The organism is Streptomyces sp. BPTC-684, from assembly GCF_030028635.1.
Lineage (GTDB): Bacteria > Actinomycetota > Actinomycetes > Streptomycetales > Streptomycetaceae > Streptomyces > Streptomyces noboritoensis.
In genome coordinates this window covers 988,537-1,001,374 of record NZ_CP124863.1, presented here as the reverse complement: position 1 = coordinate 1,001,374, position 12,838 = coordinate 988,537, and the positions used below count along the sequence as shown (strand labels likewise).

The 12,838-nt window shown below is 72.4% G+C and carries 13 protein-coding genes; 10 read left to right on the top strand and 3 right to left on the bottom strand.

From position 1 onward, the window contains the following. The first annotated feature begins 71 nt into the window (after positions 1–71). The 3 genes from QIY60_RS04315 to QIY60_RS04305 all read left to right on the top strand — a co-directional run bounded on the left by QIY60_RS04315 (position 72) and on the right by QIY60_RS04305 (position 3,385). Complete coding sequence (locus QIY60_RS04315) at positions 72–914, top strand: GNAT family N-acetyltransferase (protein ID WP_283145812.1); 843 nt, start codon at positions 72–74, stop codon at positions 912–914. A 15-nt stretch (positions 915–929) separates the two neighbouring features. Beyond that, a complete protein-coding gene (locus tag QIY60_RS04310; protein WP_283141217.1) occupies positions 930–1,496 on the top strand; it encodes a GNAT family N-acetyltransferase in 567 nt (188 codons plus the stop codon). Between the two features lie 188 nt (positions 1,497–1,684). After that, positions 1,685–3,385 (top strand): proline--tRNA ligase, encoded by a 1,701-nt coding sequence (locus QIY60_RS04305; protein WP_283141216.1) that lies wholly within the window; start codon positions 1,685–1,687, stop codon positions 3,383–3,385. A 342-nt stretch (positions 3,386–3,727) separates the two neighbouring features. Here the strand turns inward: QIY60_RS04305 and QIY60_RS04300 are convergent, their stop codons facing one another. Genes QIY60_RS04300 through QIY60_RS04290 form a run of 3 tightly spaced genes read right to left on the bottom strand, consistent with a single transcriptional unit; the run spans position 3,728 to position 5,584 of the window. Then, positions 3,728–4,624, bottom strand: a complete 897-nt coding sequence (locus QIY60_RS04300; protein WP_283141215.1) for an aminoglycoside phosphotransferase family protein — start codon at positions 4,622–4,624, stop codon at positions 3,728–3,730. A 22-nt stretch (positions 4,625–4,646) separates the two neighbouring features. Next, a complete protein-coding gene (locus tag QIY60_RS04295) occupies positions 4,647–5,075 on the bottom strand; it encodes a ferritin-like domain-containing protein (RefSeq protein WP_283141214.1) in 429 nt (142 codons plus the stop codon). Beyond that, positions 5,075–5,584: a hypothetical protein gene (locus QIY60_RS04290; protein ID WP_283141213.1), complete on the bottom strand. Its 510-nt coding sequence runs from the start codon at positions 5,582–5,584 to the stop codon at positions 5,075–5,077. Before QIY60_RS04290 ends, QIY60_RS04295 begins: the two co-directional genes overlap by 1 nt. 186 nt (positions 5,585–5,770) lie before the next feature. Here QIY60_RS04290 and rimP point away from each other — a divergent pair, with 186 nt between their 5' ends. From rimP to truB, 7 genes are all read left to right on the top strand, one after another. After that, positions 5,771–6,268, top strand: coding sequence for a ribosome maturation factor RimP (gene rimP / locus QIY60_RS04285; protein ID WP_283141212.1), 498 nt, complete (start codon positions 5,771–5,773; stop codon positions 6,266–6,268). Positions 6,269–6,270: 2 nt separating this feature from the next. Then, positions 6,271–7,263 carry a transcription termination factor NusA gene (gene nusA, locus QIY60_RS04280; protein ID WP_101390450.1) on the top strand — a complete coding sequence of 331 codons (993 nt, stop codon included), beginning with the start codon at positions 6,271–6,273 and terminating at the stop codon, positions 7,261–7,263. A gap of 131 nt (positions 7,264–7,394) precedes the next feature. Next, positions 7,395–7,673: a YlxR family protein gene (locus QIY60_RS04275; RefSeq protein WP_101390451.1), complete on the top strand. Its 279-nt coding sequence runs from the start codon at positions 7,395–7,397 to the stop codon at positions 7,671–7,673. Positions 7,674–7,821: 148 nt separating this feature from the next. Next, positions 7,822–10,935 (top strand): translation initiation factor IF-2, encoded by a 3,114-nt coding sequence (infB, locus tag QIY60_RS04270; RefSeq protein ID WP_283141211.1) that lies wholly within the window; start codon positions 7,822–7,824, stop codon positions 10,933–10,935. A gap of 137 nt (positions 10,936–11,072) precedes the next feature. Further along, positions 11,073–11,366, top strand: a complete 294-nt coding sequence (locus tag QIY60_RS04265) for a DUF503 domain-containing protein (protein ID WP_283141210.1) — start codon at positions 11,073–11,075, stop codon at positions 11,364–11,366. A gap of 38 nt (positions 11,367–11,404) precedes the next feature. After that, positions 11,405–11,857 carry a 30S ribosome-binding factor RbfA gene (gene rbfA, locus QIY60_RS04260; RefSeq protein WP_190094198.1) on the top strand — a complete coding sequence of 151 codons (453 nt, stop codon included), beginning with the start codon at positions 11,405–11,407 and terminating at the stop codon, positions 11,855–11,857. Beyond that, positions 11,854–12,756, top strand: a complete 903-nt coding sequence (truB, locus tag QIY60_RS04255; protein WP_283141209.1) for a tRNA pseudouridine(55) synthase TruB — start codon at positions 11,854–11,856, stop codon at positions 12,754–12,756. Before rbfA ends, truB begins: the two co-directional genes overlap by 4 nt. Positions 12,757–12,838: the final 82 nt, after the last annotated feature.

Sequence of the window (12,838 nt, the reverse complement as noted above, 5' to 3'; positions counted from 1 at the left end):
CAGGGCGGCGTCAGGGTGCCCCGCCGGGTACAGTGCGGAGATCAGCAGACCGCATGGTGAGGCCCCACGTGTTGACGCAGACCACCACCCGGGTCCTCGAACCCGGTGACCTCGGCGCGGCGCTCGCCGTCCTGGAGAGCGATCCGGTCGCCAACGCCTTCGTGGCCTCGCGCGTGCAGGTCGCCGGCCTCGACCCGTGGCGGCTCGGCGGCGAGATGTGGGGCTGGTACGCCGACGGCAAGCTGCGCTCGCTCTGCTACTCCGGCGCCAACCTCGTCCCCATCTGCGCCACCCCCGAAGCCGTCCGCGCCTTCGCGGACCGCGCCCGCCGCACCGGCCGCCGCTGCTCCTCCATCGTCGGCCCGGCCGAGCCGACCGCCCTGCTCTGGAAGCTCCTGGAGCCGCACTGGGGCCCGGCCCGCGACGTCCGCCCGCACCAGCCGCTGATGGTCACCGACCGGATGCCCGACGACATGGTCCCCGACCCGTACGTACGCCGGATCCGCAAGGACGAGATGGACGTGATCATGCCCGCGTGCGTGGCCATGTTCACCGAGGAGGTCGGCGTCTCCCCGATGGCGGGCGACGGCGGGCTGCTCTACCAGGCGCGCGTCGCCGAACTCGTCGGCGCCGGGCGCTCGTTCGCCCGCGTCGAGGGCGGCAAGGTCGTCTTCAAGGCCGAGATCGGCGCGGCCACCTCGCGCGCCTGCCAGATCCAGGGCGTCTGGGTCGCCCCCGAGTACCGGGGCCGGGGCCTGTCCGTCACCGGCATGGCCGCCGTCCTGCGCTACGCCCTCGCCGACGTGGCCCCGGTCGTCAGCCTCTACGTGAACGACTTCAACACGGCGGCACGCGCCTGCTACCGCCGGGTCGGCTTCCGTGAGACGGGGGCTTTCATGAGCGTGCTCTTCTGACAGTAGGGTGCGGCCATGGCACCTTCCTTTGGAGCCGGTCCCCGGACGCCCGAGGTGACGGTCGGACCGCTCGACCTCGCCGCTCGCGTGGACGAGGCCCTCGCCGTGCAGGCGGTCGCCTTCGGGCTCAGCGCGGAGGAGGTCGGCGTGCGCCGCCACATCGTGCTGCGCCACCTCGCCTGCCCCGGCGCGCGCGCCCTGGGCGCCACCACCCCCGACGGCCGGCTCGTCGGCTTCGTGTACGGGATGCCCAACGACCGCGCGCACTGGTGGTCCACGGTCGTCGAACCGTATCTGCGCCACAACGGCACCGACGTCTGGCTCGACGACTCCTTCGTGATCACCGAACTCCACGTCCACCCCTCCCACCAGGGCCGGGGAGTCGGCCGCGAGCTCATCACCCGGATCACCGACAGCGCGGCCGAGCCGAGGTCGATCCTCTCCGCGATCGACATGGAGAGCCCGGCGCGGGCGCTGTACCGCGCGCTGGGGTATCTGGACCTCGCGGGACAGGTCCACTTCCCGAGCGCGCCACGGCCGTACGCGGTGATGGGGGCGCATTTGCCCTTGCGGCGGGCCTGAGTGGCGCCCGGCCGGGGGTCCGGGGGTTGTCCCCCGGGAAGACACAGTCCGAGCGCGCCACGGCCGTACGCCGTCATGGGCGCGCACCTGCCGCTGCGGCGGCCGTGAGCCCGTAAACCGATTTCCACGCGCGCGTGGCGCGCGGATAACCTCCTGACACCACCCGTGTACGTACAGGAGAGATTCCCATGGCAGCCGCCCAGGTCCAGCGCATGTCCCGTCTGATGGTCAAGACACTGCGCGACGACCCGGCGGACGCGGAGACGCTCAGCCACAAGCTGCTGGTCCGGGCCGGATACGTACGGCGCAACGCGGCCGGCATCTGGACCTGGCTGCCGCTCGGCAAGAAGGTCCTCGACAACATCTCGAACATCGTGCGCGAGGAGATGGACGCCATCGGCGCCCAGGAGGTGCTGCTGCCGGCCCTGCTGCCCAAGGAGGCGTACGAGGCGAGCGGGCGCTGGGAGGAGTACGGCGACCTGCTGTTCCGGCTCAAGGACCGCAAGGGCGCGGACTATCTGCTCGGGCCCACCCACGAGGAGATCTTCACCCAGACCGTCAAGGATCAGTGCACGTCCTACAAGGACCTGCCGGTGATGCTCTACCAGATCCAGACCAAGTACCGGGACGAGGCGCGTCCGCGCTCGGGCGTGCTGCGCGGGCGCGAGTTCCAGATGAAGGACTCGTACTCGTTCGACACCACGGACGAGGGCCTGGCCGAGTCGTACGCGCTGCACCGCGAGGCCTACCGGAAGATCTTCGCGCGGCTCGGGCTCGACTACCGGATCGTTTCGGCGGTGTCGGGGGCGATGGGCGGCTCGGCGTCGGAGGAGTTCCTGGCCCCGGCCGCCGCCGGTGAGGACACGTTCGTGGACTGCCCGGCGTGCGAGTACGCGGCGAACACGGAGGCCGTGACCTTCGTGGCCGAGGCCGTGGACGCGTCCGGGGTCGAGCCCGTGGAGGAGCTGGACACGCCGGACACCCCCACGATCGAGAGCCTGGCGGCCCACCTGGGCGTCCCGGCCTCCGCCACCCTGAAGAACCTCCTGGTCAAGGTGGACGGCGAGATCGTGGCGGTCGGGGTGCCCGGGGACCGCGAGGTGGACCTGGGCAAGCTGGGCGAGCACCTGGCGCCGGCCGTCGTCGAACTGGTCACCGCCGAGGACTTCGTGGACCGGCCCGATCTCGTACGCGGGTACGTCGGCCCGCAGGGCCTGGAGAAGGTCCGCTACATCGCCGACCCGCGGGTGGCGCCGGGCACGGCGTGGGTGACGGGTGCGAACCGTGCGGACACGCATGCGCGCAATGTGGTCTGCGGGCGGGACTTCTCGGTCGACGACTACCTCGACGTGGTCGTCGTCGAGGAGGGCGACCCGTGCCCCGCGTGCGGCGCGGGCCTCCGGCTCGACCGGGCGATCGAGATCGGGCACATCTTCCAGCTGGGGCGGAAGTACGCGGACACGTTCCAGCTCGACGTCCTCGGTCAGCAGGGCAAGCCGGTGCGGGTGACGATGGGCTCGTACGGGATCGGCATCTCGCGGGCCGTGGCCGCGCTGGCCGAGCAGACGGCCGACGCGGCCGGGCTGTGCTGGCCTGCGGAGGTCGCGCCGGCGGATGTCCACGTCGTGGCGGCGGGCAAGGCGCTGCAGACGGAGGTGGCGCTGGATGCGGCGTCGCAGCTGGCTGCGGCGGGGTTGCGGGTGCTGGTGGACGACCGGGCGGGGGTGTCGCCGGGGGTCAAGTTCACGGATGCGGAGCTGTTGGGCGTGCCGAAGATCCTTGTTGCGGGGCGGCGGGCCGGGGAGGGTGTGCTTGAGCTCAAGGACCGGCGGACGGGGGAGCGGGAGGAGCTCTCTGTGGCGGAGGCGATCGCTCGTCTGCGGGGTTAGCCCCCACCCCGCCCCTTCCCTAAACCCTCCGGGGGTGGGGGGAGGACTGAGGCGGTCTCCCGGGGGCTACGCCCCCGGACCCCCTGTTTGTCTGCGGGTTCTCTTGGGCTGGTCGCGCAGTTCCCCGCGCCCCTGAGGGGCGGGGCCTGCGGCCCCTGCCCCGGCTCCTCGAACGCCGGAGGACTGGATCTCCCGCGCCTGACCCGCTCGCGTCGGGGCTGCCCAAGCTGGACGTCCCCCGTCACCTAAGGGGCGCGGGGAACTGCGCGAGCAACCCAGTACGGTCCGCAGACGAGCACCGGGCCGGAAAGGGGCGCGGGGAACTGCGCAGGGCCCGCCCCCCTACAACCAGCCCGCGAACTCCAGCAGCAGTTCCGATTCCTGGGCGCGGCCCGCCGCTCGGGCGCGCAGGCCGGACTCCACCGCTCGGAACAGGGTCCAGCCACGAAGCCGCGCCGGGTCGACATCCAGCGCGTCCGCCAGCTTGTTCACCCGGCGCCGCGCCACCGCCGCACCGCTCGGCGCCGCGATCAGGTCCTCGACGCGGTCGCGGACCAGGCGGGCCAGGTCGTAGGCCCGTTCGCCCACCAGCGGCTCGGGGCCCACCGTCAGCCACGGCGAGCGCTCGCCCGAAAGCACCTTGCTCTGGCGGAAGTTGCCGTGGAGGAGGAACTCCTCCGACGACGAGGTCGTCAACTCGTCCCGGGCCGCCAGGGCCGCCTCCGCCAGCGGCGCCAACTCGTCCGGCAACTCGCCCCGCATCGGACTGGACTGACGTTCCGTCCGTTCCGTGACGGACTCGAACTCGTGCGACGCCGGCGGCTCCACCCACAGGCGGCGCAGCGTTCCCGCCGCCTCCAGGAGCGCCTTCGCCTCCGGGAGCGAGCGCAACGACACCTCGGGGTGCAGGCGTTCCAGCAGAAGGGAGTCGGAGGGAGGAGCGTCCAGGAGTTGCGTCGCGCCCCAGCCCTTCCAGTGCGCCAGCGCAGCCCGCTCCAGCTCCGGCCGTGCCTCGGCGGGGGCCAGCTTCAGGGCCGCCGGGGTGCCGTCCGCGCACCGGACGAGGAGCACCAAAGAGCTGCGGCCCCCGGGCGCCTGCACCCGGTCCACCGTCAGCCCGCGCTCCGCGACCGCCGCCTCGGCCAGGGCGGGCAGCTGCCCGAGCCAGCGCTCCGCGACGTCGTCCCCGTACGTCTCGCCGAGCGCGCGTACCAGCCGCTCAGGCGGTTCGAAAGCCATGCGTGCGTCGTCCCTTGGTCGGCTAACCGGTCGGGCCCGGACGTTCGGCGAGCCCCGGAAAGGCTACGCTGCCGCCCCGCCACCTCCCCGCCCGCACCGCCGCCTCCCGCAGCGCGGCAGCCGCCTCCCGGCGCAGCGGGCCCTCGGCCGCCCGGACGAGATCGGAGTAGACCCCCGCCACCCGGTCCTCCAGCTCGGCCGCGAGCCGCACCGCGGCCGCCGCGTCCGGCACCGGGAACGGCAGCGCGTACGCGGGCGCCGACGCGACCGGCGCGGCGCCCAGGTCGCGCACGGTCCGGGTGAGCGCGTCACGGCGGGCGCGGTGGGCCGCGTACGCCTCCCGGGCCTCGGCCCCGCGCGCCTCGGCGACCCGGCCGCCGAGCACCCCGTACCCGTACACCGCCGCGTGCTCCGCCGCGAGCGCGGCCTGCGCCGCTTCCAGAGCCGACATCAGCCGCCGCCCTCCCGCCGGGTCAGCAGATACGCGTGGACCGCGCCCGCCGCCGCGACCGAGGCCAGCAGCCGGGCGAGCTCGGGGGGCGCCCCGGCCAGCGCCGCCGTGTGGGCGTCGGAGACCCGGCGGGCCGTCGCCGCGAGCTCCCGCAGCGCCTCGGAGGGGGAGTCGGGGACGGGCGCGGGAGGCGGGGAGGTCTGCTGCGGCCGGCCGCCGCCGAGCGCCGTCGCGTGCTGCGCCGCCTCCTCGCGCAGGGGCGCGAGCCGGTCCCGTACCGCCGGATGGCGCAGTGCCACCGCCTCGTACCGGTCGCGCAGCGCGGCGCTCGCCGCCGAGGTGCGCAGCCGCAGGGCGGCCTCGGCCCGGGCCGCGCGGACCCGCTCCGCCGCGCCGCGGTCGGCCTGCGGCGACGTGCCGTCCGAGCAGGCGGCGAGCAGTCCGGCGGCGGCCGCGCCGGTCGCCGCGAGGGCGGCTCTGCGAGAGGTCGGCGTCCTGGTAGCGGGCACGTCTGTCTCCCCTGTGGGCTCCGGGCCCGGGGGCCGCCAAGTGATCACCGCAGGCGAGCGTACCCGCGCCCCGCTCCGGGTGGACGGCAACACCCCCCGGGACCGGATACCCTTTGACCTGACGGCGCAGACGTATGCCGTACGCGACGATCCCACAACAGCACACGCGGCCGAGGAGTCACCCGGATGAGCACGACCCAGAGCGAGAGGCTGCGCGGACTGCTGGAACCGCTCGTCAGCGCGAAGGATCTCGATCTCGAGGAGATCGAGGTGTCCCGGGCCGGCCGCCGCCGCATGCTGCGTATCGTCGTCGACTCCGACGAGGGCGTGGAGCTGGACACCTGTGCCGAGCTGAGCCGGGCCGTCTCCGACGCGCTCGACGAGAGCGACGTCATGGGTGACGAGGAGTACGTCCTCGAAGTCACCTCCCCCGGTGCCGAGCGCCCGCTCTCCGAGCTGCGCCACTACGTGCGCGCCACCGGGCGGCTCGCCCGGTTCACCCTCGCCGAGGGCGGCGAGCTGGTCGCGCGCATCCTGAACGCCGACGAGGACGGACTCGACCTCGAGGTGCCGGGCGTGAAGGGCCGCAAGGCCACCGCCCGCCGGGTCGCGTTCGCCGACATCGTCAAGGCGCGTGTCGAAATCGAGTTCAACCGCAAGGACAAGAAGGAAGAGGAGGCGTAGCCATGGACATCGACATGAGTGCCCTGCGGGGTTTGGTACGGGAGAAGGAGATCTCCTTCGACCTGCTGGTCGAGGCCATCGAGTCGGCCCTCCTCATCGCCTACCACCGCACCGAGGGAAGCTTCCGCCGCGCACGCGTCAAGCTGGACCGCGAGAACGGTCATGTGACCGTGTGGGCGAAGGAAGACCCGGCCGACCTGGAAGAGGGCCAGGAGGCCAAGGAGTTCGACGACACCCCGACCGGCTTCGGCCGCATCGCCGCCACCACCGCCAAGCAGGTCATCCTGCAGCGGCTGCGCGACGCCGAGGACGACATCACCTTCGGTGAGTTCGCCGGGCGCGAGGGCGACGTGATCACCGGTGTCGTGCAGCAGGGCAAGGACCCCAAGAACGTCCTGGTCGACATCGGCAAGATGGAGGCCATGCTCCCCGTGCAGGAGCAGGTCCCGGGCGAGGAGTACACCCACGGACTGCGCCTTCGTACGTACGTCGTACGGGTGGCGAAGGGCGTGCGCGGTCCCTCGGTGACGCTCTCGCGCACCCACCCCAATCTGGTGAAGAAGCTCTTCGCCCTGGAGGTGCCGGAGATCGCGGACGGCTCGGTGGAGATCTCCGCCATCGCCCGTGAGGCCGGTCACCGTACGAAGATCGCCGTCCGCTCCACCCGCAGCGGTCTGAACGCCAAGGGCGCCTGCATCGGCCCGATGGGCGGCCGGGTGCGCAACGTCATGGCCGAGCTGCACGGCGAGAAGATCGACATCGTCGACTGGTCGGACGACCCGGCCGAGATGGTGGCGAACGCGCTCTCCCCGGCCCGGGTCTCCCGGGTCGAGGTCGTGGACCTCGCGGCCCGCTCCGCGCGGGTGACCGTGCCCGACTACCAGCTCTCGCTCGCCATCGGCAAGGAGGGCCAGAACGCCCGCCTCGCCGCGCGGCTCACCGGCTGGCGCATCGACATCCGGCCGGACACGGAGCAGCCCTCCGAGCAGGACTGAACAGACGGCCACGGGGTCCGGGAATAGTGCCGGGCCCCGTGGCTGTTGCCGTCATGGCGATCTTTTAGGACAACGGCCGTTCGATTTTTGCCCCAAAGGGGTGAGGTCGGTACGGGGAGGTAGACTTAAACGTGTCTGGCCGGACGCATGCCCGCGCATGCCCTGAGCGCACCTGTGTGGGGTGCCGGGAGCGAGCGGCCAAGACCGATTTGCTGCGCATCGTGGAGGTCGAGGGCGCTTGCGTCCCCGATCCTCGCGGTACGCTGCCCGGCCGGGGTGCGTACGTTCACCCCGCCTCGGTCTGTCTCGACCTGGCGGTCCGCCGCCGGGCACTCTCCCGGGCCTTCAAGGTCAAGGAGCCGCTGGACAGCGAGGCCGTGCGTCAGCACGTCGAGCAGGCAGCACCGTAAGAAGAAGTACGGCACGGAACACCGTGCGGTCAGGTACCTCGCGAGTTGGAAGTAGGTCGAGATTGCGATGAGCACTCGATGAGTACGCGATGAGTACGCCCATGAAGTAGCGACGGTCCGGCGGTAACCCGGACCTAAAAGGAGCGAAGTGGCTAAGGTCCGGGTATACGAACTCGCCAAGGAGTTCGGGGTTGAGAGCAAGGTCGTCATGGCCAAGCTCCAAGAACTCGGTGAATTCGTCCGTTCGGCGTCCTCGACGATCGAGGCGCCGGTTGTACGCAAGCTGACCGACGCTTTGCAGGGGCCCGGTGGCAACGCCGGCAAGTCCGCTGCCAAGCCGAGCGCGCCCCGCAAGGCGACGCCTGCCAAGCCCGCCGCGCCCTCCCCGGCGCAGGCGGCACGTCCCGCTGCCCCCAAGCCCGGCGCCCCGGCCCCCAAGCCGGCCGCCGCCGAGGCCCCCAAGAGCAGCACCCCGTCCACGGCGCCGGCCCCCGGCCCGCGTCCGGGTCCCAAGCCCGCGCCGGCCAAGCCCGCCCCGGCGGCTCCGGTCCCCGCGGCCGAGTTCTCGGCTCCGGCGGCTCCGGCCGCCCCCGCGCCGCAGCAGGCCCCGCGTCCCGCGGGTGCCACCCCCGGCCCGCGTCCGGCCGCCCGTCCCGCCGCCTCCGGCGGTCAGGGCGAGCGCCAGGGCGGCCAGGGCGCACGTCCCGGCGGCGCTCCGCGTCCCGCCGCGGGCGAGCGCGCACACCCCGGTGCCTCCGGGCGGCCTGGCGGTGCCCGTCCCGCGGGTCCGCGTCCCGGCAACAACCCCTTCACCTCCGGCGGCTCCACCGGCATGGCGCGCCCCCAGGCGCCCCGTCCCGGCGGCGAGCGCGCCCCGCGTCCCGGCGGTGCCGGTGCCCCCGGTGGTGCCCCGCGTCCGCAGGGCGGTCCCGGTGGCGCTCCGCGTCCCCAGGGCCAGGGCGCTCCCCGGCCGACCCCGGGCGGTATGCCCCGGCCGCAGGGCGGCGCCCCGCGTCCGGGCGGTGCCCCGGGCGGTAACCGTCCGAACCCCGGCATGATGCCGCAGCGTCCCGCTGCGGGCCCGCGTCCCGGCGGCGGCCCCGGTGGCCGTGGTCCCGGTGGCCCCGGTGGCCGTCCGGGCGGCGCCGGTCGTCCCGCGGGCGGCGGCTTCGCCGGCCGTCCGGCCGGTCCCGGCGGTGGCGGTCGTCCCGGTGGCGGCGGTGGCTTCGGCGGCCGTCCCGGCGGTGGCGGTGGCGCTCCCGGTGGTGGCGGCGGCTTCGGCGGCGGTCGTCCCGGCTTCGCCGGTCGTCCCGGCGGCCCCGGTGGCCGTGGCGGCACGCAGGGTGCCTTCGGCCGTCCCGGCGGGCCCGCCCGTCGCGGTCGCAAGTCGAAGCGTCAGAGGCGCCAGGAGTACGAGGCCATGCAGGCCCCGTCGGTCGGCGGCGTGATGCTGCCCCGCGGCAACGGCGAGACCGTTCGCCTGTCGCGCGGTGCTTCGCTCACCGACTTCGCGGAGAAGATCAACGCCAACCCGGCGTCGCTGGTCGCGGTCATGATGAACCTCGGCGAGATGGTCACTGCCACGCAGTCCGTCTCCGACGAGACCCTCCAGCTCCTCGCGGGCGAGATGAACTACCAGGTTCAGATCGTCAGCCCGGAGGAGGAGGACCGCGAGCTGCTCGAGTCCTTCGACATCGAGTTCGGCGAGGACGAGGGCGGCGAGGAGTACCTCGTGGCGCGTCCGCCGGTCGTCACCGTCATGGGTCACGTCGACCACGGAAAGACCCGACTGCTCGACGCGATCCGCAAGACGAACGTCGTGGCGGGCGAGGCCGGTGGCATCACCCAGCACATCGGTGCCTACCAGGTCGCGACCGAGGTCAACGGCGAGGACCGCAAGATCACCTTCATCGACACCCCGGGTCACGAGGCGTTCACCGCCATGCGTGCCCGTGGTGCCAAGTCGACCGACATCGCGATCCTCGTGGTGGCGGCGAACGACGGTGTGATGCCCCAGACGATCGAGGCGCTCAACCACGCCAAGGCGGCCGACGTGCCGATCGTGGTCGCGGTCAACAAGATCGACGTCGAGGGTGCGGACCCGGTCAAGGTCCGCGGTCAGCTGACCGAGTTCGGTCTGGTGGCCGAGGAGTACGGCGGCGACACCATGTTCGTCGACATCTCCGCCAAGCAGGGTCTGCACATCGACTCCCTGCTCGAGGCCGTCGTCCTCACCGCCGACGCCTCGCTCGACCTGCGGGCCAACCCGGAGCAGGACGCGCAGGGCATCGCGATCGAGGCCCACCTCGACCGCGGCCGCGGCGCCGTCGCCACCGTCCTCGTCCAGCGCGGTACCCTCCGCGTCGGCGACACGATGGTCGCCGGTGACGCCTACGGCCGAGTCCGCGCCATGCTCGACGACAAGGGCGAGAACGTGGAAGAGGCGGGTCCGTCGACCCCGGTCCTCGTCCTCGGTCTCACCAACGTCCCGGGCGCGGGCGACAACTTCCTGGTGGTCGACGAGGACCGTACGGCCCGTCAGATCGCCGAGAAGCGCGCCGCCCGCGAGCGCAACGCCGCGTTCGCCAAGCGCACCCGCCGGGTGTCCCTCGAGGACCTCGACAAGGTGCTCAAGGCCGGTCTGGTCCAGGACCTCAACATCATCATCAAGGGCGACGCGTCCGGTGCTGTCGAGGCCCTCGAGTCCTCGCTGCTCCAGCTCGACGTCGGTGAAGAGGTCGACATCCGCATCCTGCACCGCGGTGTGGGTGCGGTCACCGAGTCCGACATCGACCTGGCGATGGGCTCCGACGCCATCGTCATCGGCTACAACGTCCGTGCGGCCGGCCGTGCCGCGCAGATGGCGGAGCGCGAGGGCGTCGACGTCCGGTACTACTCGGTGATCTACCAGGCCATCGAGGAGATCGAGGCGGCCCTCAAGGGCATGCTCAAGCCGGAGTACGAGGAGGTCGAGCTCGGCACCGCGGAGATCCGCGAGGTCTTCCGCTCGTCCAAGCTCGGCAACATCGCGGGTGTGCTCATCCGCTCCGGCGAGGTCAAGCGGAACACGAAGGCCCGCCTCCTCCGGGACGGCAAGGTCATCGCGGAGAACCTCAACATCGAGGGTCTGCGCCGCTTCAAGGACGACGTCACCGAGATCCGCGAAGGCTTCGAGGGCGGTATCAACCTCGGAAACTTCAACGACATCAAGATCGACGACGTCATCGCGACGTACGAGATGCGCGAGAAGCCGCGCGGCTGATCGTCGTATCGAGTCGGGGCCGGTCGGCGGAGCTTATTCCGTCGATCGGCCCCGGCCGTTGCGTGTACGGTTCTGATGTCCCCGCCAAGTGGTTGGCGGGGCCATCTACCCCGGACCGGCGGGATATCCGGACACCTATGTATGTGGGGACGCTGTCCTTCGATCTGCTCCTCGGCGACGTACGGTCGCTGAAGGAAAAACGCTCCGTCGTCCGGCCGATCGTCGCCGAACTCCAGCGCAAGTACGCGGTGAGCGCGGCGGAAGTCGGCGGCCAGGACCTCCATCGCAGGGCCGAGATCGGCCTGGCGGTGGTCTCCGGCGACACGGGGCACCTCACAGACGTACTCGACCGGTGCGAGCGCATGGTCGCCGCCCGGCCCGAGGTGGAGCTGCTGTCGGTGCGACGCAGGCTCCACAGTGACGAAGACTGAAACCTGAGCTTGAGCAAGGCAAAGAAGGAGAAGGACCAGTGGCCGACAACGCGCGGGCGAAGAAGCTGGCGGACCTCATCCGGGAGGTGGTCGCCCAGAAGCTGCAGCGCGGCATCAAGGACCCGCGCCTCGGTACGCACGTGACCATCACGGACACCAGGGTCACCGGCGACCTGCGGGAGGCCACGGTCTTCTACACGGTCTACGGCGACGACGAGGACCGGGCCAGCGCGGCCGCCGGACTGGAGAGCGCCAAGGGCATCCTGCGCTCCGCGGTCGGCTCCGCCGCCGGCACCAAGTTCACGCCGACCCTGACGTTCGTGGCGGACGCCCTCCCGGAGAACGCCAAGACGATCGAGGACCTCCTCGACAAGGCGCGGGCCTCGGACGCCGCGGTGCGCGAGGTCTCCTCGGGCGCCAAGTACGCGGGCGACGCCGACCCGTACAAGAAGCCCGGTGACGAGGACGACGAGGGTACCGCCGCCGAATGAGCCAGAACCGGACGCCGGACGGACTCGTCATTGTCGACAAGCCGTCCGGCTTCACTTCGCACGACGTCGTGGCCAAGATGCGCGGGATCGCCAGGACCCGCCGGGTCGGCCACGCGGGCACGCTCGACCCGATGGCCACGGGCGTGCTCGTCCTGGGCGTCGAGCGCGCCACCAAGCTGCTCGGGCACCTCGCCCTGACCGAGAAGGAGTACCTCGGTACGATCCGCCTCGGCCAGGACACGGTCACCGACGACGCCGAGGGCGAGATCACCTCGTCCACCGACGCCTCGAAGGTGACCCGCGAGGGCATCGACGCCGGTGTCGCGGCGCTGACCGGCGCCATCATGCAGGTCCCGTCGAAGGTCTCGGCCATCAAGATCGACGGCAAGCGCTCCTACGCGCGCGTGCGCGGCGGCGAGGAGTTCGAGATCCCGGCCCGTCCGGTGACGGTCTCCTCGTTCCGGGTGTACGACGTGCGCGAGGCCGTGGCCGAGGACGGCACCCCCGTCGTCGACCTGGTCGTCTCGGTGGTCTGCTCCTCCGGTACGTACATCCGCGCCCTCGCCCGTGACCTGGGCGCCGGGCTCGGCGTCGGAGGCCATCTGACGGCGCTGCGGCGCACCCGGGTCGGTCCCTACGGACTGGACGCGGCGCGCACGCTCGACCAGCTCCAGGAGGAGCTGACGGTGATGCCGGTCGCCGAGGCCGCGGCCGCCGCGTTCGCCCGCTGGGACGTCGACGAGCGACGCGCCGGGCTGCTCCTGAACGGGGTGCGCCTGGACATGCCCGAGGTGTACGGCGACGGCAAGCCGGTCGCCGTCTACGGGCCGGGCGAGCGTCTCCTTGCGCTCGTCGAGAGCCAGCGCGGCAAGGCGAAGAGCCTGGCGGTGTTCGGCTAGCCCGGCGACGGGTGCGGCCGGGACTTGTCCCGGGTTTTCAAACGTGTGGCGGGCTCTTCGAGAGCCCGCCACACGTGTTTTC

Bases quoted from the DNA above. Each gene is read 5' to 3' on its own strand.
- QIY60_RS04265 (WP_283141210.1), top strand. From the start codon at position 11,073: ATGTATGTGGGGACGCTGTCCTTCGATCTGCTCCTCGGCGACGTACGG.
- QIY60_RS04295 (WP_283141214.1), bottom strand. From the start codon at position 5,075: ATGTCGGCTCTGGAAGCGGCGCAGGCCGCGCTCGCGGCGGAGCACGCG.
- QIY60_RS04300 (WP_283141215.1), bottom strand. From the start codon at position 4,624: ATGGCTTTCGAACCGCCTGAGCGGCTGGTACGCGCGCTCGGCGAGACG.
- QIY60_RS04305 (WP_283141216.1), top strand. From the start codon at position 1,685: ATGGCAGCCGCCCAGGTCCAGCGCATGTCCCGTCTGATGGTCAAGACA.
- truB (WP_283141209.1), top strand. From the start codon at position 11,854: ATGAGCCAGAACCGGACGCCGGACGGACTCGTCATTGTCGACAAGCCG.
- rimP (WP_283141212.1), top strand. From the start codon at position 5,771: ATGAGCACGACCCAGAGCGAGAGGCTGCGCGGACTGCTGGAACCGCTC.
- QIY60_RS04310 (WP_283141217.1), top strand. From the start codon at position 930: ATGGCACCTTCCTTTGGAGCCGGTCCCCGGACGCCCGAGGTGACGGTC.
- nusA (WP_101390450.1), top strand. From the start codon at position 6,271: ATGGACATCGACATGAGTGCCCTGCGGGGTTTGGTACGGGAGAAGGAG.